The following is a 25,029-nucleotide window of genomic DNA, read 5'->3' on the forward strand; positions in this document are numbered from 1 at the left end:
ATTTGCCGCAGCGGGGAGTCATGACATTAAAATCTGCAAATTATGAAGAAGATATTGCTATTTGTTTTCGCATTGATTGCATTCAGTCGATGCTCGGAAAATGATCCGGAGGCGATTGCGGAGCTCAGTCCGGTCGTAGGAAAATGGCGTTTGACGGCCTACGGCGCTGGCGATTCGCTGATCTTCGTTTCTACCGTTCAGTCCCAGGTAACAATCATCCGGCCCGATGGCATCATGGTCGACGAAGAAGGCGTGCAGGGCTGCTGCCCGCCCACCAGGTATTTGTTCAACGGCGTCGAGATCACGCCCAAGCCCGCGGCGCCGGTAAAGTCGGCCGATTGCAGCCTGGTGTTGTGCGCTCCATGCGGTGAAATGACAATTACCACCCCAATGTCCGACCCGGACGTAATGGTGATCGAATGCGACGGGCGGAGCATGTGGTATAAGCGCGAGCAATAGGGCCAGCTCATGCCGCCGCCGATCTGTTCGCGTTTGAACACGCGGCCGTTCGTTTCTGAACACGCAAAAAATATCAGAAACGCTAATACGGGTGATGGGAATGTGATTGGGCATTCGGCCTGCTATTTGCTGTGAAAGGCAATAGCGGAGCTCTTTCCGGCTGCCTATCCTACAACCCATCGCTCAAACCCGGTTGCTTATGATCAGAAATTACCTTCAAATCGCGTGGCGTAACCTTACCAAGAATACCGTTTTTTCGGCCATTAATCTGATTGGCCTTTCCATGGGGATGGCTACTGCCATTTTGCTTGGGTTATGGTTATGGGATGAGTTGTCTTTTAACCGGTACCACCAGCACTACGGCCGGCTCGCGCGCGTGATGCAGCATCAGACCGCGAACGGGCAAACGTTCACCAGCACCGCCACCCCGCTTCCGCTGCGGAATGCATTGGCGCATGATTTTGGGGGTGATTTCAGTCACATCGCATTGTCTTCGTGGACCGAAGACCATATCCTGGCCTACGGCGGCAACCAGTTCACCAGAAAGGGAAATTGTGTGGAGGCGCATTTCCCGGCGATGATGTCGCTGAAAATGCTCCGCGGGACGTCCAAAACCCTGGACGACCCGACGTCCGTTATACTTTCGGAATCGGTGGCGCGGGCGCTGTTCGGGGGCGCGGAGCCGATCAATAAGGTGATAAAGGTGGACAATAAGCACCATTTCAAGGTCACCGGGGTGTACGAAGACCTGCCTTACAGCACGGAGTTCCGTGACGTTTCATTTATGCTGCCATGGAATTTTTTCCTGGAAACCACCCCGTGGGTCAAGCGGTCGGAAACGAACTGGGGTAATAATTCCTTCCAACTATTCGCAGAAATCGCCCCTGGCGCCACTTTCGAAGGGCTTTCTGCCAAAATAGAAAACATCAAAGCGCGCCACGCGCCGGATGAGGCACGGCTCGATCCGAGGATCTTTTTGCACCCTATGAGCCGCTGGCACCTGCATTCGGAATGGGAAAATGGCGTGGCCGTTCGGGGGCGTATCCAGTTTGTATGGCTTTTTGGCATGATAGGCGCATTTGTGCTGCTGCTCGCTTGCATTAACTTCATGAACCTCTCCACGGCCCGTTCGGAGCGGAGGGCGAAGGAAGTGGGCGTGCGGAAGGCGGTCGGTTCGGGGCGCCGGCAGCTCATTGCCCAGTTTCTTCTGGAATCGGTATTAATGGCGGTGCTGGCGTGCATTTCGGCGCTGGTGCTGGCGAATCTGCTGCTGCCGGTCTTTAACAACATTGCCGACAAGCGCATTGCATTCCCGTGGTCGAGCGGTGTGAGCTGGGCGGTGGCGCTGGGTTTTACCTTGCTCACAGGACTTCTGGCAGGCAGCTATCCGGCATTGTTTTTGTCGAAATTCAATCCCGTAAAAGTACTCAAAGGAGCAGTCTATGGCGGAAAAGCGGCTGTTTTGCCGCGGCAAATACTGGTGGTGACGCAGTTCACTATTTCGATCACTTTCATCATCGGCACGCTGGTAGTGCTCCGGCAAATACAGCACGCCAAAGACCGGCCAACGGGTTTCCAGCGCGCAGGCCTTGTTTCGATTCCCCTCAACACCCACGAGCTTCGGAATAATTATGATGTGCTCAGGGAAGAATTGCTGCAAACAGGTGCCGTGTCCGACATTTCGGAAACATCTTCGCCCGTGGATGAGGTGTGGAGCAACGATGCAAGTTTCAGCTGGCCGGGTAAGGACCCGAATCTCGTAGGCGACTTTGGAACCGTCGGGATCACGCACGAATATGGGAAAACGGTAGGCTGGCGCTTCACGCAGGGGCGCGACTTTTCCCGCCGCTTTGCCACCGATTCCCTCGCGATCGTACTCAATGAAAGCGCTGCCGAATTTATAGGCATTAAAAAGCCCGTGGGTATGAATATCCAGTGGAATGGTGAGCATTACACTGTCGTAGGCGTGATCGCCGATGTGATCGCAGGATCGCCGTTTACGCCGGCGCGGCCAACGGTGTACGTGCTCAGGCAGGATTGGGCGGATTTTATTTACATAAAACTCAGCCCCGAAAAAAATCCCGGACAGATACTTTCCGCGATCGAACCCATTTTCCGGAAACACAGCCCCGGCAGCCCGTTTGAATACAAGTTCGCCGATGACGAGTACGACCGCAAGTTCCGGGCCGAAGAGCGGATCGGGCAGCTCGCGGGGATATTCACGACGCTGGCGATCCTGATCAGTTGCCTTGGCCTGTTCGGTTTGGTGTCTTTTCTGGCGGAGCAGCGGCGCAAGGAAATCGGTATCCGCAAAGTGCTCGGCGCGTCGGTGGCGAGCGTTTGGGCACTGCTTTCAAGGGATTTTGTCGTTCTGGTCGTGGTCGCTTCCTTGCTCGCGGTGCCTGTTTCCTACTATGTTTTAAGTGGCTGGCTCGAAAATTACGCTTATCGAACGGAGCTGTCGTGGTGGATTTTCGCTTTGGGTATCGTAAGTGCCCTTGTGATAACGCTCTGTACAGTGGGATTCCAGGCGATCAAGGTCGCATTACTGAATCCCGTTAAAACTTTACGCAGCGAATAGCGGCGGTCTTAAATCGCAATTCCTTCCTTTTCATATTCCGCCCGGATCGATTGGTACAGCAGGTCGTCTGTAATGATGGTCGTGTTTTGGTGCAGCGCCGTAAGGCAGGCCCTTTGCGTGACATTCATGATCGTCGAGCCGGTAAGGTCAAATTTTCGGGCAACTTCCGGCAGGTCTGCTTCCATTTGGATTTGTTTGGGAAATGCTTTTTGCCAAAGCAGCAATCGCTCGTCGGCGGTTGGTTTTGGGAAAAATACGATGGAGTTGAAACGCCTTAGAAATGCGTCGTCCATATTGCTTTTGAGATTGCTGGCCAGGATCACCACGCCGGGGTAAGTCTCGATGCGCTGCAACAGGAATGATACTTCCTGGTTGGCATATTTGTCGTGCGCGTCGCGGACGTTCGTACGCTTGCCAAAAACGGCATCCGCTTCGTCGAAAAAGAGAATCCAGTCCTTGTTTTGCGCTTTATCAAATATTTTAGACAGGTTTTTTTCCGTCTCTCCAATGTACTTCGAGATGATTTTCGACAGGTCGATTCGGAAAACATCCCGCTCTGCATACTTCCCGATCAGCGTCGCGGTGAGCGTTTTGCCCGTGCCCGGAGGGCCGTGGAAGAGCGCCCGGTAGCCCGGTTTGATTTTCTTCGCCATGCCCCATTCCTCCATCAGCGTGTGGTGGTGCCGGAGCCAGATTTCGATATCCCGGATCTGCCTTTTGGTGGATGGGCTTAGCACAAGGTCGTCCCATTCGCGTGCGGTACTGACGTACTCGGCGCCGAAATCGGTCGAAAACCGCGGCCTGGACACCTGGCCGGAGATCAGGTATTCAACGGTTTCCTCGTCCAGGATGAGTTTTCCGCTCATTTTCGGCTCGCCTTCTTTCATGTCCTCTACGCGCAGCATCCCGGATTTGGCCAGGTAGGCGTCGTTGCCGAGGAGCTGCTGGATGCGGAAGCGCTTGTCGAGGTCGTTGCCGGCCAGGATGAAAAGCGCCGTTTCGCCGGTAGGGATAATGCCGCGGTGGTTGGCGCCCTTCACGCCGCCAAACTCGACGAACTCGCCGCCTTCGGGAAAATACCGGCTGATGAGCGAGTTAAAAAAATGCGGCAGAAAGCTGGGGGCCAATGCAATGAGTACGATAATCACTTCTTCATTTTTGGGTGTGTAGTCCTTAAAAATCCCGCTGATCGCCGGCGAGGATTTGATGGCTTCCAGACTTGCTTTTTCATAAAAAAACAGCGCGTCGTCTGCCGAATAGTTTTTCAAACGGTTTTCAATCAGTTGTGTCAGAAAATCGCTGATAGCGACGTGGATACTTTTTGTAGCAACAGACATATCACAATTTTTTTTGCCAAATGACCTTGATATTCTTTTCAATATTGCTTTCCTCTTCGTCGCCGGTGTATTCGGTGAAAACAACTTCGATGGCGGGCGTCACGGACGAAACCTGGAAATAAGTAAACTGATCTACATGATCGCCGGACTTTTCGGTTTCGGTTTTACTTACACCGTATTTGGTCGTGAAATAGGATTTTAAACCGGAAATCAATTCTTCAAATGCTTCAAAGGAAATATTATCGTCGAGCTCGTTATCGTATTCCAGAAGCAGGTTTATTTCCGCAATTTTTTGGTCTGAATCATCGAAATAATAGACGTATTTATAGCTGAAAGATTTGTCATTCAATAACAAATGATAGCATTGGATGTTGTGCAACGGCGTATCGCTTTCATAACATTCGCTGCCCGCTTCGACTTTTTTTACATCGTCGATCCCGCTGTTGGAATCAAGTCCTTTAACGAGGCCGGAGCGGTCGTCTCCGAGGATATTTGTAATTAAGTCCGTGCTTTTCATTTCTGTTGCATTACGTGTGTTAATTCGTGCACCAGCAACTTTTTGCCTGCCGGCGTGGCCGGATTGTATTGCCCTGCGGCAAAATAGATATCGTTTCCATACGTAAATGCCAATGCGCCGAGCTCATCGGCCATTGCTGCCGATTCGGCATCGGTATGAATACGGACAGCGGAAAAATCCGAGCCCATTTTACTGCTCAATTCATGGTTCAAATCATTAGGCAGGGCAAATCCTTTGCCTTTGTTCGCAGCCAGTCTGGCTTCGAGGTCGGCGGATGCCTGCTTGCCGTCCGAATCTTTCTTACGAATAGTGCCATTTTCTTTCAGGCTTATTCGTTTGTTTTTCAGTTTTTCTTCATCTTTTTTATCCTTATCATCTTTTTTCTGAACCTGTTTTTCGTCATCCTTTTTGTCCTCCATTTTCTGAACCGCCTTTTCTTCTTCTTTCGAATCTTTCTTCTGTGCCTTTTCGTCTTCCAGTTTCTTATTCTGCTGCTGCATCTGGTCTTTCTTTTCGTCGTCTTTTTTTACGCCGCCTTCGCTTTCTTTTCGCTGAATGGATTTGGCAAAAAATGAATTTCCGTGATCAGCAGACTTTGCGGACGGTTCGATAAACGGTTTCTGATCCTTATTGGGATGCTGCGATTGTCTTGTGTAAATTTTCATGTCTTTCTGTTAAAAAGTTGAAAAATACGTATCCAGGTATTGCTTTGCTTTTGCTCCGTAAACCGGCGGGTTTTGCGTAACCAGGTTGCTCAGCTTCCGGTGCGATTCCTGAAAGCGCTTTTCGATATGATCGATCAATGCGTTGTAATAGGCGGCTTTGGGGTGTTCGGGGTTTAATTTGAGGCATTTGTCAATGAGCGCCCTGGCCCGCCCGGCCTGGTCGGTGGCGAGGTAAACCACCGCGAGGTCCGACATCGTGGTGAGGTCATTGGGATACATGATCAGAATCCTTTCCAATTCCTGGATCGCCAGCGGTTCGTTATGGGTCGATAAATAGTTCATGGCCAAATGGTACCGCGCCGATGAGTTTTCCGGCTCAATTCCTAAAACCTTTTTGAGAAATTGCTGCGACAAACCATAATTCTGCTGAATTAGATGGACGATACCGAGGCTCAGGTTAGCCCGTATATTTTCCTGATCCTGATACAAAACTTCCTGCAAATGATAAATCGCCTGCGAATGTTTGCCATCGGCGATGAGTGCAATTCCCAATTCGAGATGGTAATCCGGGGAGTGCGGATGAATGCGCAACGCTTGCTGCCAGGCATTTACAGCCGCAGAAGGGTCGTCGGAAATTGTCATCAGTTTGGCATAACTTTCCCAAACATTTGCAATGTCACGGGTGATATTTAATGCATTTTCAAATAAATCCCTGGCCCCGGAATAATCGCCGGACATCATTTTTAAATTTCCCAGATTAAGCCATGTATTATCATTTTCCGGGTCGAGTTCGAGCGATAAGCGATAGTGTTCCGAAGCCTGTTCGAAATCGCCTTGTTGCGCCAATGCAAAACCCAGGTTATTGTGGGCAGACGCATTGTCGGGCTCCGCGGCAATGGCCTGCCGATATTTGGCAATTGCTTCTTCTATTTGCCCGTTTAAAAAAAGGATAACGCCTTCATTGTTCAGGCTTTGGCTTAAATCAATTTCGTGATTTTCCATATTATTTTCAGAATAGTTCGTCTTTAAACCGGCCTACGATGGTGCTGATATCGAGATCGGGCTGGATGACTCTAATATCATCCGCGGAAATATTAAACGGCTCGCCTTCCTTGTATTTGACAGGGAATTCAAGCCCGAAACGCATTCCCGAACCGAATTCCTTTTGAGCGAGATTCTTTTTCCATTCTTTACGCAATTCGTAGAAATACAGGTCGAGTACTGCTTCGAGCACCAGGTTTACATCGAATTTCAAAACCGGCTCCACATACACCCGGCCCACCGCTTGCAGCGAAATGCCGTTTACAGGGTCCCAATTCACATCTACTTCCGCCTCCGCGGCACCTTTAATGCCCACCGCCGCGCCGAGCTCGATATTACCCGTTACCCGCGCGATGCCGATGCTCAGGCCAATGCCCGCGCGGCCGAAGATGCGGATGGTGGCGTCGGCAGGCACCACGAATTTGCCACGACCGTGCAGCGACAGGCTATCTTCCTGGCCCACCGTGTAGTTCACTTCCGCAAAAAGCTCTTCCAGCTTGCCCGGTCCGAAGCCCGCATTGAAGTCCACACCGCCGCCGATGGTCGCTACCAGCCCGATACTCCGCGGGCCGACCGGGATCGCCAGCAGCGGGATTTCGAGGGTAGGGAAATGGAAGAGGTTTTTATTAAAATCCTTCCTGTCGAACACATTTACTGCTCCGGGCAGCCCGATTTTTCCGGAAACGGAAAGCTCTCCGGTCGGCGAAAATTTCACGCCGGCGGTGGCTTGCAGCCAGGGGGTCAGCCGGAGCGTGAGTGAGCCTTCGCCGTAGATCGTCCACTTGTCGCCGGGTTTGCCGGACGGAACGCCATCGGGCCCTACCGCCCGGTTGGTCGCGCCCATTCTGACGTTGCCTTTCGCAATGCCTTTTTCGTAGGTTACCGAGCCTTCGACCGTCAGGGCGCCGTCGGCATAGTTGATAGAAATGGTAGAATCGATGCCCGGAATGTCCGGCACCGCCGTGCCCGATGCGGAGATCGCATAGGCGCCTTCCTTGGCCGTGACCGACGCCGACACTGAGCCGCTTTTGATGCGTGGAATGTCCTTGCTGAGCTCAAAACTGCCGCCGATCGTGAGCTCCTTGCCGTCGTAGCGGAGATTCATCGAGCCTTTGTCGAGGCCTTTGATGTCGAGTTCGGCATTGCCGTTCGCGGTCAGCACGCCTTCCGCGTAGTTCACCGTCGCGGTGGCTTTTTTAATGCCGGTAACCTTGTTTTTAGGGATTTCGATGGTTCCGGTTACTTCCAGTTTTTCGTCCCGGTACCGCACATCCACGCGCGCATTGTTGAACAGTTTAGGGTCAAACTCGAAGTGACCGTCAATGGCGACCTTGTTGTTGTAAAGCCCTCCCCGGACGCTGCCTTTGCCCACTTTATCAATCCCGAAATCGACCCCGCCTTCGAACGAATAACCGCCTGTGCCTACGCTCACCGTCAGGCTGCAATTGCTGACCTTGAAGGGAGAAGGCAGGCTGATTTCACCCGAATTGAATGTTTTTTCGAGCGAAACGCCTCTTCCGTCGAACACAATGTCGATCCCCGAGCCGGGTTTGAGGAACGGAAGCGTGGGGTTCACCTGTCCCCGCGCCATAAACCCCTGTTCGAGATCAAACTCCCCTTCGTTGAGTGTTATGGGGCTCATTCCTTTCAGTTCCATCCGCATGGAGCGGATCACGCTGCCGGAGTTGATGACGCCGCCGTAGCTCACCAACGGCGATTCGGTGATCGGGATGTTGGGAAACGTGACGGGTTGGATCAGGTTTTTTTCATCATTGTTTTTGAATGCCGTGATCAGCATCGAACCGCCCGCGCCGGGCGTGTAGGTAATGCTCGTGATCTCAAACTGCTTTCCGCGGCCGAGCGGCAGGTTCACCGTTTTGGTGGTGTCCGACGACGCCCAGGGGATCTTTTTGCTCGTCCCGCCGGAGGGCTTCGACAGCAGGAGAATATGCTTGATATCGCCTGCCTGGATGAAACCCTCGGCCGTAATTTGGTTCTTATTCAAAACCTTCAAACCCTGCAACTGCGACACTTTGTTCTGGATCTGGTCCAGTTCGTAGTTTTTGGAGGAATCGCCGACCGTCGGCAGGTTAGGGGAAAGCGTGCTCGCCTCGATCTCGTATTTTCCTCCCTTGCGGACGCTTTCCGCACTGTCGGGTGCTTTGGCGCCCAGTTTGGTTTTGGCGGCTGTGAGAATGCTGCCGATTTTGGCATTCAGCTCATTATTGATCTTCGCGCCGGAACTCCGGTTCGCGGAGGCGTCCATTAACCACAAGTTGTCGATGCTGTTGTCGCCGCCGAGTTGCAGTTCCAGGCGGTGGTCGACGTCGAACTGGGCGCCTTCTCCGCTTTGCGTCCACGCGGGTATGGTCAGCTGGTCGGCGATTTGCTCTTTGGTACCCGCGACAAAACTTTTGGTCCGCGTCGCTTTCAGATAGTAGATGTTGGCGCCGTTCTTGACGATATCGTTGGGCGCCTGCTCCGCTTGCAGTTTCTCATTGACTTTCGTCGCGAAATTGGACTTGTCCACGGCCTTGATCCAAATGTCCCGCTGGTTGACCCGCGCCGTCAAAGTCTTGGGAATAATGAGCGGAGCAGGCGTGTACCGGCTTTTAAATCGCGGAATTTGAAGTTGCGGGATTTTGACCTTGAAATCACGGGCGTTGATCAGCCCTTCATTGCCGTCGTAAATGTCCGGGTCGGAGCTTTTATCGCTTCCGCCGGACTGGTTCCCGGCCTTTTGTATTATCTTTTTCTGCACGCCTCCGCCCTGCTGCACGGTATGCGTGAGTTCGTGGGCGAGCAGTCTTTTGCCGTCGCGCGACCCGGGGTTGTATTTGTTTTCGTTAAAATAAATGTCGTTTCCGTGTGTGAACGCCTGCGCCTGCATGTTCCTGCTCATCTGCACGGCATTCGAGCCGGTGTGCAGGCGCACATCGCTGAAATCATGTCCGAAGCCCGATTCCATTTCCGACTTCACCGATTCGGGCATTGGAGATCCGCCGCCTTTGGAATTATTTAGTTGGTTTTCAAAACCCTGTGGGGCGGTATGCTCCTCTTCTTCGGTCCGTTTTCTGCGGACAATCGGTGTAATGCTTTCGGCGACGGGCTTTGCTTGCAGCTTTTGCTTGTCCTTCTGGCCCGGCTCGGCTTCTTTTTTCTGGACGATCTGTTCGGCCATTGCATCGGCTTCGCGTTCGTAAGGATCGTCGGGCTGGCCGATTTCCACTTTCGGTTGCAGGGGCGTGCCGCTGGGTGCAAAAAAACTGTCCTCACCTCTTTTGCTGAAAAAGGGGTGCTGGCTGCGCTGTACGAGCGAATGGGCCGATGATTTTTCTGCTGTTTTCAAGGTTTCAGGCCCATTCGACCCAGAGCGTTTTGGTCATGACCGGTAGTTTGATGATCGAATAAGTCCAGGGCAAATGCGCCAGGAGCAGATCATAGCCGGCCTGCTCCACTTGAAGGAGCCAGTCGCCGTCGTCGTGTACGGAAATTTTGCCGCCTCTTTGCAGAAAACTGTTTTGCAGCCCGGCGATGCTCGTATCCTTCAAAACATCCCAATAAAAAATGACCGCCTCCATGAGTTTGTCCGCCTCATTCCTGATCGCTTCGGGCAGTTCAACTTCCCGCAAAACCTCCGCTTCGAGGGGTATTCCGCAGAGAATCTTGTTGAGTACCAGCTCGTTTTCGGTGGTGCATTGCTGCCCGGTCGCGAGGTATTGAATGGCGTGCACCGCCAGGTCGGGGTCGGTCAGTTCGTCATTTTCGATCGCGCCGCAGGCTTTCAGGTATTCACTCAGAAACGGCGCCAGCAGTACGAGTCCGGCATTGCCGATATAAATGCCGTCGACCTCCGCGGCGTTGGCAGCCGCCTTTTGCGTTTGATCAGATGATGCCGGGACGTGATTAGTGATATGTTCTTTTAAAAATTCAAGATCCAGATTGGGAGCAGCATTGGAATACTGGCTGGACGCAGCCTCGATTGCGTTGATCACTTTCTCAGGCAGGGTATGCCCCGCAGCCGGCGTGCCCTTGGCGCGCGTTAAGCCGGCGATATTCGTGTCCGCGTAAATGTTTAATATTAAAGTATTTAAATCGATTTTCTGATCTGCTAATACCGCCTCGTGCAACCTGATCTTGACGGTTTCAGCTATTTCTTCCACCGTTTTCACCTGAAAAGTCATCAGGTTGATTTCCGAAAAAACCGCATGCAGAAACTGAAATGCAGCCGTATAGTTTGCATTGAAATACTGCAAAAAATCCACTTGAAACGGCGCAGAGAACTGGCGGATAAACCGGCGTTTGGCAGATTCCGGTTTGAATACACCCGCAAATATGCTTCTGGCATATTCCCGGTCCGCCGTGGCCAGGTACCGGGTAATGCGCTCTTCAATTTCACCCACCGACCGCACGCCCGACCACCAGGGGAAAACTCCGTGACCGAGAAAGTAGGCAAACAGCCGGATGTCAGGATGTTGCATACCTTCCGGGCTGCCGGAATTAATATGAAACTCCTGCGATTTTTCAGCCATTTGAATGCCCAGTTCCCTCACAATCGCGGTTTTCGCTGCTTCCAGGAATGCTTTTTCAAAATTGTTGCCCTGGATCGCACCGAGGTCAATCCTGATCTCCGCTATTTCGATCGTCGCATTGCCGGTATCGATCCTTTCGAACAATGCGTCGAGCAGCGCATTCATTTTCTCCTCGCAAAGCCGCGCCATCCGTTCCTGCCAGGCAAAGCCATCCTCATGCGCCGGCAGCTCCAATTCAATGATGTTTTTTTGAATGATATGCATAGCGCTAGGCGTTTGGTACAGTGGCTTCCACAATCACGAAGCATGCGCCCAGGACGAACACCAGCTTCACGTTTACGCTGTCCAGCCTGCTGCTGAATTTGCCGGATTTGCTGTTCGAGTACTCGGGCGTTTCGGTTTCGAAAATCCAAAGCACGAAATCGGGCTCAACTTCGCTTTCGACCTTGTAATGGAACTCATTTTCCGCCTTGTCGAACGATAGCCTGATCGATTCGGGTTTGATGGGTTCTTTGCAGAGCTCTTCTTCCTTATCGGCGCATTTGTCGAGTGCAAAACAGCCGAATTTTGCGCCTTCCACGGACCACAGGTCGTTCTTAATGTTCCACGATTTCTCGTTGTACATGGCGCTGGACGTAATGTTTACCCGGCGGCCTACCGAATATTGCCACACGAGCTCGATCGTGAAGTCGTGGCATATGTAATGTTCAATCGCCATCAGGTCGTTTGTCCGGTCAAACCCGAGGATAAAGTGGTTTTTGCCGCCGGTTTTCTCCCTGATTTTCGTGTTGATCGCTTTGAGCAATGATCGCACCGCACCGGCATAGGAGGTATCGTCGAACTGGGCGAAAATCGACTGGAACTCTTCCCTGAAATCGATATCGAAGGATGTTCCGTTTTCCCTGTCTACCACGGTAAGTTTGGCCACTTCCACGGATTTCTGCGTGATCATGGCGCCTTTCGCAGGTTTGTTGATCCACACCGGGTAGAAGCATCGCTCTGCAAGTCCATCGCACGGCAGATCGCAGCCGCAGGTATGCGCGGGAATCGTTACGCTGATTTCCTGACCGCCAGCATCTTTGATGCCTGCATTCTGTGTGCTTCCGGTGGTGAGGGTGACGGTGAGCGTGTTGCCTGTAACTGGCCCGGCGTCGCTGGTGTAAGGCGGCGTGCCGCCCGATATGGTGATGGTTACCGTGAAATTCTTGTTGTTTTCGTCGCATTTGGGCTCGGAGACGGTGGCGCTCAGCGGGTCGTTTTTGGGCGGCGTTACTACTTGCACGGGCGTGCAGTCGGTGCAGCAGCGGTAGGGCAGGAAGAAGTCGGCAAACACGGTGCCCGCCTCGATCCCCACATCCTCATTCTGATTGAAAATGCCGGCCAGTCTATCACCCAGCACTTTCACCAGTTCCTCGCGGATTCCCGCAGGCAATACGGAAATTTCACTGAGCATTTTTTCTGACAAACCCAGAACATTCGCGTCCCCGGAGGCGGTTTTAACAATTACTTCGTTCTCGGGAAGTGCTTCGGCGGTCGCATTTACGCGCGTGGGGCGTTCGGCAACGGCTTCCCTTATACCAATCGTATCTCTGGGCGAGTAGTAGGATTTGATATTGCCATGATAAACGATCACAAATGTGCCGCCTACCGGCACGCCCGCCTTGTGCTGAATGCCCGGGTTGTTGCGCGTGTAGTTGCTGAACAGGAAGTTAGAGCGCAGTTTTTCGAGCCGTCTTCTGTACACCGTGATCAGCCCGATCAGTATGCGAACTTTGCATTCCACGGAATCCGCGTCGGTGAAATCGAATGCGTCGACTACCCTCCGGATTTCCGCATATGCCTCGTTGGTGACCTGTGCAAGGTTAGCCGGGAAAAGGCCCACCAGCACATCGAACCGACGGTTGTCTTTCATTTCGCTGATCAGGCAGCGGAATTCGGTCCGCTGCACATCGTACAGCACTTCGAGATCGGCCGCATGGCATTCAAAATCAGCCATATCCATTTCGATTTGGAGCGGCTCGTTTCCCGTGCTGAGCGCCACCACATCAAACGGCAGTCGTTGCTGGCGGATGTACTGGTTCATCGCGGCCAACACTTCCTGGTAGGGCTTTCCGACAATGCCTTCGACCCGTAGAAAATTGTAAGGTTCCAGGTCGTATCCGAGGGGATTGAGTACAAAATCGTCGGCGGGATTTGCATACAAATCGGCGTGGTAAGACAGATTTTGTTTTTCTTTCCCCTGTTTTTTCAAATCATAGCGCCAGGTTTCGTAGAGCCTGGGCGTGCCGGCATTCACCTCGTAGTAGTAGGGAATCGCCTTTTGCGATAATGGCCAATCCCCCAGCTTGCTGGGCGTAATGCGGATATTGGCATCCAGTATCCGGCCTTTGATTTCCAGCCTGGCGGGCTGGGGGATTTTGTACCGTTCGATCAGCGCGAGCATCCGGGTGAAAAGCAGTTTCAATTCTTCCCCCGCTTTTTTCTGGTTGCCGATGATCGGAGAGGGGATGAAATACTGCCGGTACACGTCCCTGTTTTGCGTGGTGTCGACGGTGGCAGCGCCGAGGAACAGGTGGCGCGGGAACATCCGGCAATCGGGGTTGCATAATGCCAGCACTTCGAGCCCTTTCGCCTTGATTTCCTCATAATTATGGATCAGATCACTCACCAGGTCGTAAAAGTACTGGTATTCGTACGGCCGGAGGAATTTCACGGACAGGCCGTCGTACACGCCGGTCCAATTTTGGATAATGGTTTTGTCCAAACCGGTCAATATGGCTTCGTACACCTCGAAAAGCTTCACCAGGTTGGTGCGAAGCGTGTCTTCGATGAATGATTTGGTGAGGATTTTGCGGTAGGCGGCGATAATGTCGCCCGTGGTGACCGGATTGCTGTTCGGGACATCGAATCTTTTCAGCCGGATGGTCGGGAGCAGGATTTTAGCTTCTACAATCTGCTCAATATCCAGTTCCGATTGTATTCCTATCAGTTCCACCGCTTCTTTTTTGATGAGATCCGCATTCGCCTTCGTCACGAGGAACCGCCGGAATTGAACCGCTATTTCAGAGCCCTTATCGTCACAGGAATTAGGAGAGCAGTTTTTCAGCCCGTTTTTGGATAACTCAACATAAATCAAAACAACCTTATCAGCCAGAAACGCGGCGGTAAGCGCCGTGGAGCCGGCGGGCGTGCCTTCCACGAGTTCGAAGAGCTGGTTGTTGTCGGGGGAAAGTCCCTCTACCAGCTTGTGCATCTTGTTTTGCCCGGCCTGGTGCAGCTCGGTGTAGCAGTCGTCGCCGAGGAAAATATCCTTATTAGGCGGGTAAATCGAATAGTTGGCATATTCCACCTCCGGAACCGATACCAGATAACCTTCGGACGTGACCCCGACGCCCCGGGTGATCCGGATCGCGGCAGGCGCCACGGGTATCACATCCATCCCGCAGACAATGCCGATCCCGATCAGATTGGTACGGGTCATCCGGTTCTGCTCGTCGAGGTACTCGAAAAGGTTGTTGAGATCGTCTTTTTTCAAAACCTGGTTGGCTTCAAAAAACGGGTATGTCGATTCGTGAGGATACATGACTTTTGTGATTTTTTACCCTAAAACTGTTTGGTCTAATCGAACTGGATTGTCATCGTTGCCGTCTTCACAGTCGCGTAAAGTAGCCGGTGGATAGATGCTTTTGAGGCTGGCGAAAACACGCAGAAAATTGTCGTGTGCCGTGATCAGCCGGATGGCTACCGGCGTATAACAGGCTTTGATCAGCCGGATGCTGCGGTCGGGAAGCGTTTCGGTTTGGTCGCTGAATGCGATTGCATTTACTTTGAAATCCTGCGTAAATGCCGTTTTTACGGCTGCCGGGAGGTCAGGGGCAAATGCGATGGCGGTTTCCGGGTCGGCGAAAAGCGGACCGGCGGAAGTTTCAATCTGGCCGGCACTGATGAGGACGCCCGGATTGGCCTTCACCCAGCCGCGGATCAGGTCGCCCAGCCTTCCCATTTGCCCGGTAATGTACTCACAGGCATTGAGCTGGATCTTGTGCCGCAGCTCTTTCGGCACGTTCCGTGTTACGATGCCGAATGCTTCCGTGAAGGTCAGTTCCAGCAGTTCGGCGAGCCGTGTAATGCCTCCGCTGTCGATCCATGCTTTATTCGCCACCAGCCATTCGCACCAGTATTTTTCAAAACTATTGAACTGAAAACACGACTCTTTGCCTTTAAACCAATTAATAACCAGCGCTTTAACTTGTTCATAAAAGGCATCTTTCAACAAGCCTGTGCACAGGATTTCATCTTTTTTGATCGTCGCAGTGAACAGCGTTTCCTGTTCGGCATCGGTGATCGCCTCGAAATTCTTTTGGAAATAGCGTTCCGCAAATGCGTCATTGTATTGCAGGAGTATTTGCTCCGCGCATTTGCAAATGTCTTTTTTGAGGTCGCCGTCGGTGTCGGGCTCTTGCAGGTTGGCAGTGAGCGCGTCCGTTATCTGGCAGAGGATCGCGTCGTCCTCATCGCCGCGGCAGATTTCGTTGCCGATCCAGCAGATTTTGGGCAGGATGTGGGCCGGCGTTTCCAGGCGGATCATCCGTTCGGCATAGCGCCGGAGGTCCAGGTTCTGGAACATCGGCAGCCAGCCGGGCATCACGAATGTCATCCTGAATGAATACGGGTCTTCATCGCAGCACGACTCGCAATCGGGGCTGAGGCAAACGGGGAGGAGCGTTTGCCCGTACAGGCGCGGCCTGAGCAGGATATGCTCCACGAGAAAGAACCGCTCGGCTTGGAGAATGCCCGCCGCCCAGGTAATGAGTGCGTCCCGGGTGCCGGCCGGGTCGGCAAGATTTTCGGGGCTTTGGGCGATTACAACATTATCCTGATTTCGTAAAGTGAAAGCGTTGGCCGAAAGCGTGTATCGGGCGCTGTCGGTGATCGATACGATCAGTTCGTCGATTACCCTGCGCACCAGCGCGTCGGCTTCGAGCCGCGTTTTGGGCGTTTCGGTGATTTCGGAAAAGAGCAGGGGCACACTGCCGTCATTGAGCGTAAAAGCCGCCGCGTAGCCGTTTGCTTTTTTGGTGATGGCTATTTGAATGTAATTCCGGAGTGCTTCGAGGCCGGTGAGGTGCGCTATCCGCTTTTTAAGTCCTGCTACATTTTGTAACCCGCACACTTTCAGGTCGTCGCGGTAGTTGAATGCTTTCGCGCGGTTTTTACTGATATCCGGGTAATCTTTCAGGAAATGAATTTTGTCCCTGATCAATTTCTCTGCACCAAATTTTTGATTATCAATAGAATACATCAAAAGCGCATACTCATTGAACTGCTCCCCGAACCGCGCCAACAGGTGATCCAGAAATGTGTTTTTCCGGCGCAGCGCCAGGGACGGCGATTCGGTGAGTAATTGCAGGTTAGCGGGCTTATAATCCGGAAAATAAAGGTCTTCTATGTTTGCAATGTATTGGTTGTCAAGATATTCCGAGAAATATGTAGTCACCTGGGCTGATTCCCGGATGCTGAATAGCTGTTCAGTATGGTGCAGCTGTGCCAGGTAGTTGACCAGCAGTTGCTCGAAAAACATCAGGTACGCTTTGAGCTGCTTCGCCTGCGCCTTACGCAGGGGCGTGGCGTTCTCAGGAAGCCCTTCAAAGCCGATGCCATAGGTGAGCGGAAATGAATATTGTACGGGAAAATAGTCGTTGAATGCACGCGCTGTGCCGGTCGGAATCGGGAGGTCATTGTCCTGGGTAGTGAGTTTGACCTGTTCCTGAGCGCTCCGCAATTGTTGCAGGGTAGCCCACACTTCGTCGTCGTTGGCCGGCTGAAATGGCAGTTCGTTTTTAAAATACAAAAACTGCGACCGCTCGATGTACAGCCGGGGCTGGTGCTGTGCCGTAACCGGGTAAATCCACGCCTGGCTGGGCATGACGGCCATGCCTCTGGCGTCGTATCTGGTGATGAGGATGTTGCGGACGGCCGTAATGCCCTCGATATCCATCAGCAGGTTAATGATATCGGACGTGCGGATTTCCCGTTTCAAAGCCGACGCTTCCAGCTCGGCATCCTTGATAAACCCGTGCCGCATAGCCGGGCCATTGAAAATCTCCTCGGTCAGAACCCCGGCGTCAAGCAGTTCTTTGAGCGAATAGAACCGGATGGGCGGATTGAGGTATTGCTCAATGGTGAAGAGGATCTTCGCTTCTATTTGCTCTATATCGGCGTCAGGGCGGAGGTCAATGTCGGCACAGAATGCAAAGTCCTCCGTCGCTACTTCACCGATCCGGCAGAAGTCCTCCGTCAGGTTGCGGTGCTTGTGGAGTTTGGAAGTCTGGGTTTGAATTAAATGCTTTATAATCAGAATCTTGCTGCGATAGCCGGCAATCGTTTTGTCCTCGATTTCTGCAAGCAATGCATTCAGCTCCACTGCTTTCAATGCGCTGTTCTTTCCGTGGATCGTCAGCGGGACCTGGTTCAGGACGAGCGTTTCGGTGTTGGCAAATGTGATCTTGATATCGACGAAAAGCGGGTTGCGGAGTGCCTTTTGCAGGGTAGCGTTGGTTACCGGAAGAAAGTTGATATCTATCACTTTCAGTACTTCAACCGTGGCGATGTCCTCACTCTCATCGAGAAAGGTTTTGAAAATAACAGGCTGGTTATCAATCGACTGCCAGTCGGGAAAACGCAGTTCCAGCTTCACCGTAAACAGTTCGTCGGATTGGACGAATGAAAATTGGTTAAACAGCTTGCCGTCATTCAGGCTGCCGAACTGAATGGAGTCTTCAAATTCGAGCAGGACCTCGTACGTGCCTTTGGGAACTACCTTTTCGGTCGTTTCAGTGTACACGAGCTCCCCGGCCAGGCAATCCGCAAAGAGCGGCATCTCGCACGGGCAGTCCTTGCAAAGCAGCCACGCATTCTTAATGCCCGGCTCGTCGATCAGCAATTTGCGGTAATCATTCACCGTGACCGGATTAACGGTCAATATCTCATTAGCCGGGAAAAAGCCCTGTTCGTGACCGCCGTTTGCCAGCGCTCCGGCCACAAAATCCTTGATATCGAAGCCCGTCCGGTAGCCCAGGTCGGTGATGGCATAGCACATCAGTTCAAGGATTGTGATGCCGGGGTCGTGGATATTATAGTCCGTCCAGAGCTTGCTGCCGAGGGCTTCGATATATTCCATACCCTTTCTTCGCAGGAAAAAATAGTCCTCCGAGGGCAAAAGGGATGGATGTTTCTGTATTGGTTGCATGGCAATTGTTAAAACATGATGCTAATCGCAACCGCAATTTTCTGCGGCGGCAGTTTCCGGCACGTGCGGGATCGGGACGATAATGTGCTGCTCGGCAGGCACCGACACCAGGATCGCGATGGCCCTGGATGCGGTGATTTCCTCCTTGTCTGTCAGTGTATTACCGATTTTGTGATATAGAACAAAATCGGTCAGGTAATCCACATAGGCGCGCTCTTCGATAAAATTGATCAGCACGGACTTGCTGATTTGCCCGCCGAAACGAATCTCGGCGGCATTGCCGAACGCCCAGGGAGAAAGAAAACGGGTAATCTCCTGTTTGAGCTGTGTGGTGTAAAAAGCTTCGTCATACTGCGGGTAGAATTTGACATTGCATTGCACCTTCACTTCTTCAAAAACCGGGTTTTGAACATGGATTTTCGCAAAACAGGATTTGCGTTTGCTGATGAAGGCCTCAATCGATTCCAGGTCGGCCACATTGGTGTAGGGTTTCAGCGGGTCGATCGCATTGCGGGTGCGGAGGTCGGGGATCGGTACGATGGTCACGTGGCCTGCGGCCAGCTCGTTGTATATCCCGGTGCCCGAGTCGTTAGGTTCGTACCGGGTGTGATTGATCACCCTTACCTTGTAAATGTTCGAAAACTCTTCCAAAATCAGATGTTCATAATCCCATACGGTAATCGCCCGGTCCTTGTGCCGCAGCCGTTCGCTCACTCTTTTGTAGTAATCCGGGGCATTTTCACGCGTCCGCCCACCGAATGATGCATAGGGTTGTTCAATCTTTTTAATGCTGGCCTCGGGTTCAAGGAGCTTCGCAACGGTGCCCGCCGGAAGCGGTGCCGCCAGGAAATCGCCCGCATTGGTTTGGTCTTTGAAAGTAGCCGAGGCAGCTTGCGGCAGCACGGCGATGATCTTGCACACGGCCTCGCTCGCCTCATACACGCTCGCGCGAAGCCATACCTGGCCTTTCGGGAGCATGGTGTTGTCTGTGCCGGCGGATTTGGGAATGGTAAATGTGATGATCCCCGAGCGCGTTAGCTGCGAGGTGCTGTCCTGTACTTCCAGTTTTTGAAATGAAATCCAGCGATTATCGGCCAAATAGCTCCAATGCACATGATTGTCCGGCTTTTTGATTCTCGGATTGGCTCTGCCTTCATCCAATTGGAACAAAACGGCCACTTTCTGTCCGGGAACGGCCTCGCTCAATCCCATGTAAAATTCGCCCTCATGCGCTACAAAGCCGCTTTGTCCCTCGATCTCGAAATAGACATCGCCATTGTTGTAATGCCTGAAATAGGGCAAAAGGCGCACGTCGGTTTCATGGTCGGTCAGCGGGTCTTTCAGTGCCCGGTGCTGCTCCACGTCGCCGAACGGATACGCATGGAAAAACTGCAAAGACCGGTTCGTGAAACTGCTGCTGTCGATCAGGGCGATCTCCGTGCTGGCCGTGTAGCTCAGGGATATTTCGTCGATCACGGGCGTGTAGGGCGGGGTAGGGGCTACGGGCGATGCATACACGATGCCTTTGATCATCGTGATCGCACTTTCGGCGGTGGGTGTCGATGCGGGCAGTTCATAGGCCGCAATCACCGTTTTGATCGCGTTGGAATCGCTGTTTTCTTTCGCTTTGTCGATGAGGTAGTTGGTTAATGCCGCCTGGTAAGCGGTGTGTCCGAAACTGCCGTCGAGCCGGAACCGGTAGAAGCCGTTAGTGCTGTTGACATCGTACATGTTGTTGCCGCCGGCATCCGGCTTCGACACGTCGGCTGCGTCGACGGTCACCACGTTGGCAATCCCGTCGAGCAGGTTCGCTTCGGTGCCAATGTCCTGCCATACACCCAGTTGCAGTTTCTGGATCTTTGCCGGAGGGTTGGGGCTTACCGTCGCAGGGACATTCTGCCAGGCCAGTTTCGTGGAAACCTGTGCGCCCTTTTTCTGAAAAATCTCGCCCGAACCGATGATGAAATAGGCATCCTTCTCCGGCAGCGGGCCAAACGGCAGGAATGGTTTGGAAGGATCGAGAATGCCGAAAGGGTTTTGTACAAAAATATCCTTCACTTGCTTCGACCCGACGGTGAGCCTCACTTTCTGCACAATCGCATCCTTGAATGCCTTGTAAGGAAATGCTTGCAAAGAATGCTTCAACCTGAACCGGATCACCGGCGCGGTGGCCTGGAAGCTCCGCCCGTGCACTGCCGGATCGTAGGCGGTAATGGCCGGGAAGTCCGCGGGAATGGCATCGTTTCTGAAAATGAGCACATTGGAAGTAAAACTGGCCGTGATAGCAAGCTTTTGCCAGCCTTCGGCGGTTGTGACCTCCGCCTCCCAGCGATTGGCCGGGTTGGGCAGCGCATTGCCCGTGGTGATTTCGACAACAATGCTTCTTTCGCCCTCTTTCAGGTAAAGGTAATGCGAAGCGACGGCCAGCCCGATCTCTGCTTTGGGCATGGTAATGTCTTCGAGAACGCCATTCACGTATTTTTTGGACGCAAATGGATGCCATTGCTTTTCACCGGAGGTTAATTCGGCCCCCAACCCATCATCCGAGTTAGCCACCGGCGACGCATACACGCGCCCTTCCAGTATGTAAGGATTTATATCCAGCACCTCGTCCTGCGCCGTGCCGATGTACACCGAATGCAGGGCCGTGATTTTGGCCTTGTTGATCACCGTATCCTGATCGATCTCATACGCCACATCGTTCCCGAGCGAATCTTTTCCGGCATTCAGCAGCGTGCCCTTTTTGATTAAAGCACCTTCCACAAACCGCGCCGCTTCGAAGATCACATGCACCTGGTTCGGTCTGGGTTTGCGCTCAGGGATCTGTAAAATTTCTTTATAGTAAAGGTCCAGATGGCGTTTTGTAAGCGTGTTCGCATCTTTTCGTGCAAATTCCAGCAATTTCAGGAATGAAATAAAAAGGGCGGTATGCGGCTGATGGTCGTTGCGCTGGGTGAGCGTTTGTTGTAACTGAACGTTGGCGTCGGTGGTGATTTTGGAAAATGCGCGGAGAAACTGGTCGAAAATGGCCGTGAAAAAGTTATGGGTTACGGCAAAGTATAAACGTCTGGCGGTGGTGGTCGCTGCTGGCAGGTTGTAAATGGAATCGTCCGCGGCGATGGTGAGCTTGAAAACGTTCCAGTTCTGCACACCGTCCGTCCATAGCGGGCCGAAGGATCGGTTAAAAACAGTGGTCGCCATTTGCACCGGTGTGCCGAATAAGGTGAGGCCGGTCGCTTCCGTTTCGTCGGTGAGGCCGTTGGCAACCGCCGCCTGATGGTATGCAAACAGCTTTTGGAATGGCACAGCCAGCTTGCTCCTGATCAGGTTGCGGATCGAACCTTTGAGCAGAATATCGTCGGGAAGCGAGTGCTGCAAATGCTCGATCTGCCAGGCCACGCTGGTTACGAGGTTGAGCAGTGTGCCGAAGTTTTGTTTCAAAACCGCCTCGCTATCCGTGTTTTGGCGAATGCTTCCGAGTTTCTGATGGATAAGCGCATTGTATTCACTCATATCCTGCACCGCCGCCAAAGCCAGCATCACTGACACATCCTGACTGAAAAACGGCTGCCAGTTGTCATCCCCAAAATGCGCGTCGCCAACCCCGAAAAACTTCACAAGCCGGGCAAGTTGCTGCGTGAAAACCAGGTCGTCGGCCACGGTTTTCGCATCCACCGGCGCGGATTCAGGTTTAAGCGAAGTCAGGAACCGGCTGTTCTGGTCGGTGCCTTCTCTTTTTAAACCCAACGGATTGGTTATGTTTTCGCAGTTGCTCATCATGCGGGCTTATAACGAATTGTCGATTTCGGGCGGACTGATCAAAAAATTCAGGATTTCGGTTCCCTCCCGGTTGTAGAACGGGAACACGAAATTGTACCTCGAATTCGTGGTTTTTACGGTAAAATCCACCTGAATGCGCACCATTCCGGTGTTGTCCAATGCTTCCGTGATCGATACGGAGTCTGCCGTAATGCGCGGTTCGTACAGGAGAATGGCGGTTTCGATCTTGTCGATCATTAATGTTTTCAATGCGGTGTCCAGCGGCTCAAAAATCAGGTTTTCGAGGTTGCAGCCATAGCGGGGCTGCATGATGCGCTCGCCCTGCATGGTGGTCAGCAGAATGTGCAGGCTGCTGTAAATGTCGTCCACGCCTTCGAGCATACGCACGTTTTTGTGGATGGCATCGAAGGTCGGCGGGAATGCCCAGCCTGTTCCCAGGAAATTTGTGTCGGCGTTATCCATGCTGATGGCATCGTTAGTTAATCATGACGGTTCCTCCTTTAATGGTCGTTTGCCCGGCGCCGGTGGATAGCTCACCACCGCCGGCGCCCGCACTGAACTTCGCGGATGCTTTGGCATTGATATTTACTCCTTCCAACTGAATGTCTTTCGCGGCTTTCAGCCGGATGTCCTTCACGCTCTCGATCACGATGCCGTCCTTGTCCAGCACGATCTTGTTGCCGTTCTGGTCTTCGAACTGGATTTTCTGGTCCTCTTCGCTCACAATCAACTTGTTACCGGCGGGCGTGCTGATGTTGATAGTCTTCTTGTCGTCGTCGAACAGCATTTTCATTTGGCTCCTCGATACAAAACCTTTCTCGTGGTTATCGTCTTTGGCGGCAATGGGCGCCCTTTTGGCGCTGCTATGACACATTCCCAGGATGATCGCCTGGGTAGGGTCGTTGTCGAAAAAGCCGACCACCACTTCGTCGCCGATTTCCGGCCGGAAGAAAAAGCCCCTGTTGTCGCCGGCGTCGAGGCTGGCCATTCTAGCCCAAATGCCCTCGTCGTTCATGCTGATGAGCGGCATCCGGACTTTCACCCGGTGTTCGCCGTCGGGGTCGTTTTCCAGCTGCGTCACTACGCCGACCTGCAAGCCGCCGGGTCGCTCGGGCCTGGCCGCCAGGCGGTTCATCACATTCATCGATTCCGCCTGATAGCCGATCTGCACATCCGCTTCCCAATTTCCGTTGGCGATCTGATGCCGCACGGCCGATACGAATGCATTACCCTTGAACCGGTCACCCACGCCATTGATCCCGATCAGCTTACCCGGGCTAAGCTGCGCGATTCCCTGCATGCGAACGCGCCCGCGGATTTTGGATAACTGCGATTTGAGCAATTCAGCGCTGGCTTGTTTTTTGAGCTCGGTTTCAGTCAGTTTACCTCCATTCCGGAAGGTGAACGACGGCAGGTCAACGGTTTTGGCCAAATCCTGGAATGGGATATTCCCGTTCAGCCGTACATTCGGGTTTTGCGCTTCGGCCTCGGTGACGGTCTGCTCGGTAAAGTTCCAGGCTTGGTTTTTAACCGTTTTATATTGAAACCGGGCGTCTATTTCCGCATCCAGTTCCAGCACCGACGATCCGAATTGCACGGTTGCGACAGGCTCCTGGCCCAGATCGGGCGCTTTGATCGTCACTTTTCCATTGTCTACCGCGCAAAACAGCCCATTTACATCGGCCCGTTGCAGGATGAAATCCCAGTCGGTGGTCTGGTATTGCACGAGTTGCCGGTGCTTGAATGCGGTCGGCTGCACGTCCCTTTCCAACCCATTCCGGCGCAGCAGGTCTTCGAGCATTTCGCTGTCGGTTTGGTCGGTAAAATACTTGCTTTTGGGCTGGATCGTGGCCTTCACCGCCTTATCGCGGCATTCTACGATGAGGAAATTGCTGTTTTTGCGAATTTTAATGCTGTGCCTGATCACCAGCCCTTTAAAAATCGTCTCCTCATTGCTTCGGTAGCCGGCCTTGATTTCCAGGTTTTTCCCCGGAACCAGTTCATCCTTATCGCTGATCTCAAATGTTTCCTTTGCCGCCTCACCGTCAATGAGCGTAATCGTCGCCGAGGGAATCCGGTTGAGCTCCCGCATCACCACGATCGACACCACGTGGTACGTGCGTGACAGTTCCCGGCCTTCCGAAAGGATGGTAAATGTGCACACGTCGGGCGTGGCGGGCGTGGCTATCGTGCGGCTGTTGCTCATTTTGCGCCTTTGTCGATCGGTGGAAAGAATACTTTTTGCCCCACGGCCAGGCTCCGGAAATTGGTTAGCCCGTTGGCCCTGGCTACTTGCAGGTAGTAGCGCGGATCTTCGTAAATCTCGTAGGTCATCAAAGTGAGATGGTCGCTGGCTTTGACGAGCTTTTCGTGCGTCAGGTCGGGCGATTTGGCGTCTTCTTTTGCTACCCGGATGTTTTCTTCAATGCTTCCCTTGAAGCTGCATTTGCAAACCGCCCGGATCGGCGTGCCGTCGGGTTTGAAGAGTTTGAAATTGATATTCAGGGAAGTAAGCCGGCCTTTGAACAACGTCACGCCCCAGATCAGCTTGAAATGCCGCGGCTGGTGGATCGCGCCGTCGTAGTCGACCAGCATTTTCTTGAACTTTTTCAGGTCGTCCCAAATGTCCTCTTTCGCTTTGCCGTCGATGATGCCGGTGTTGTCGAACAGGAATTCGAAGGTAAATTCCTCCGGTTTGGTCATTTTGAACTTCTGCTGCGAACCGCTGGTGCCTTGTCCCTGCTTGTCGTTGTACTCAATTTTGTAATCGAGCTGGTAGGTTTCGGGGTTGATCGTCGCCGAATGCTCATCCACTTTGGAGCTGTCGCTCATAGCGGCATCCTTGTAGGCGATGATCTTCATTTTTTC

14 protein-coding genes are annotated in these 25,029 nt (G+C 52.8%); 2 read left to right on the forward strand and 12 right to left on the reverse strand.

Translation table 11 applies throughout. The annotated features are described in order from the left end of the window. Positions 1-42 precede the first annotated feature (42 nt). Entirely contained in the window at positions 43-459 is a 417-nt protein-coding gene (locus DFER_RS03255; protein ID WP_015810176.1) for a hypothetical protein, read from the forward strand. A 199-nt stretch (positions 460-658) separates the two neighbouring features. Beyond that, entirely contained in the window at positions 659-3,040 is a 2,382-nt protein-coding gene (locus DFER_RS03260; RefSeq protein ID WP_015810177.1) for an ABC transporter permease, read from the forward strand. An 8-nt stretch (positions 3,041-3,048) separates the two neighbouring features. On the opposite strand, the gene DFER_RS03265 is transcribed toward DFER_RS03260, so the two are convergent. Genes DFER_RS03265 through DFER_RS03320 form a run of 12 tightly spaced genes read right to left on the reverse strand, consistent with a single transcriptional unit; the run spans position 3,049 to position 25,023 of the window. After that, positions 3,049-4,377, reverse strand: coding sequence for an ATP-binding protein (locus tag DFER_RS03265; RefSeq protein ID WP_015810178.1), 1,329 nt, complete (start codon positions 4,375-4,377; stop codon positions 3,049-3,051). A 1-nt stretch (position 4,378) separates the two neighbouring features. Continuing rightward, positions 4,379-4,894, reverse strand: a complete 516-nt coding sequence (locus DFER_RS03270; RefSeq protein WP_015810179.1) for a hypothetical protein — start codon at positions 4,892-4,894, stop codon at positions 4,379-4,381. After that, on the reverse strand, positions 4,891-5,559 hold the full coding sequence (locus DFER_RS03275; RefSeq protein ID WP_015810180.1) for an eCIS core domain-containing protein: 669 nt from the start codon (positions 5,557-5,559) through the stop codon (positions 4,891-4,893). The genes DFER_RS03270 and DFER_RS03275 overlap by 4 nt, the downstream gene beginning before the upstream one ends. Positions 5,560-5,568: 9 nt before the next feature. Then, positions 5,569-6,561: a tetratricopeptide repeat protein gene (locus DFER_RS03280; protein ID WP_015810181.1), complete on the reverse strand. Its 993-nt coding sequence runs from the start codon at positions 6,559-6,561 to the stop codon at positions 5,569-5,571. A 7-nt stretch (positions 6,562-6,568) separates the two neighbouring features. Next, complete coding sequence (locus DFER_RS03285; protein ID WP_015810182.1) at positions 6,569-9,949, reverse strand: eCIS core domain-containing protein; 3,381 nt, start codon at positions 9,947-9,949, stop codon at positions 6,569-6,571. Positions 9,950-9,953: 4 nt separating this feature from the next. Continuing rightward, positions 9,954-11,396 carry a contractile injection system tape measure protein gene (locus DFER_RS29035; RefSeq protein ID WP_015810183.1) on the reverse strand — a complete coding sequence of 481 codons (1,443 nt, stop codon included), beginning with the start codon at positions 11,394-11,396 and terminating at the stop codon, positions 9,954-9,956. A 4-nt stretch (positions 11,397-11,400) separates the two neighbouring features. Further along, the gene (locus DFER_RS29040) at positions 11,401-14,715 is read right to left on the reverse strand and encodes a SprB repeat-containing protein (protein ID WP_015810184.1); all 3,315 of its coding nucleotides are present in this window, start codon (positions 14,713-14,715) and stop codon (positions 11,401-11,403) included. Positions 14,716-14,730: 15 nt separating this feature from the next. Then, the gene (locus DFER_RS29045) at positions 14,731-18,381 is read right to left on the reverse strand and encodes a baseplate wedge protein (protein WP_143828641.1); all 3,651 of its coding nucleotides are present in this window, start codon (positions 18,379-18,381) and stop codon (positions 14,731-14,733) included. Positions 18,382-18,402: 21 nt separating this feature from the next. Further along, the gene (locus DFER_RS03305) at positions 18,403-22,161 is read right to left on the reverse strand and encodes a baseplate J/gp47 family protein (RefSeq protein WP_015810186.1); all 3,759 of its coding nucleotides are present in this window, start codon (positions 22,159-22,161) and stop codon (positions 18,403-18,405) included. Positions 22,162-22,167: 6 nt separating this feature from the next. Continuing rightward, the gene (locus DFER_RS03310; protein ID WP_015810187.1) at positions 22,168-22,623 is read right to left on the reverse strand and encodes a gp25 family contractile injection system sheath assembly initiator; all 456 of its coding nucleotides are present in this window, start codon (positions 22,621-22,623) and stop codon (positions 22,168-22,170) included. A 13-nt stretch (positions 22,624-22,636) separates the two neighbouring features. After that, complete coding sequence (vgrG, locus tag DFER_RS03315) at positions 22,637-24,367, reverse strand: type VI secretion system tip protein VgrG (protein WP_015810188.1); 1,731 nt, start codon at positions 24,365-24,367, stop codon at positions 22,637-22,639. Beyond that, the gene (locus DFER_RS03320) at positions 24,364-25,023 is read right to left on the reverse strand and encodes a CIS tube protein (RefSeq protein ID WP_229206164.1); all 660 of its coding nucleotides are present in this window, start codon (positions 25,021-25,023) and stop codon (positions 24,364-24,366) included. Before DFER_RS03320 ends, vgrG begins: the two co-directional genes overlap by 4 nt. Between the last annotated feature and the right edge of the window lie 6 nt (positions 25,024-25,029).

The sequence above is a fragment of the Dyadobacter fermentans DSM 18053 genome (assembly GCF_000023125.1).
Taxonomy (GTDB): Bacteria; Bacteroidota; Bacteroidia; order Cytophagales; family Spirosomataceae; genus Dyadobacter; species Dyadobacter fermentans.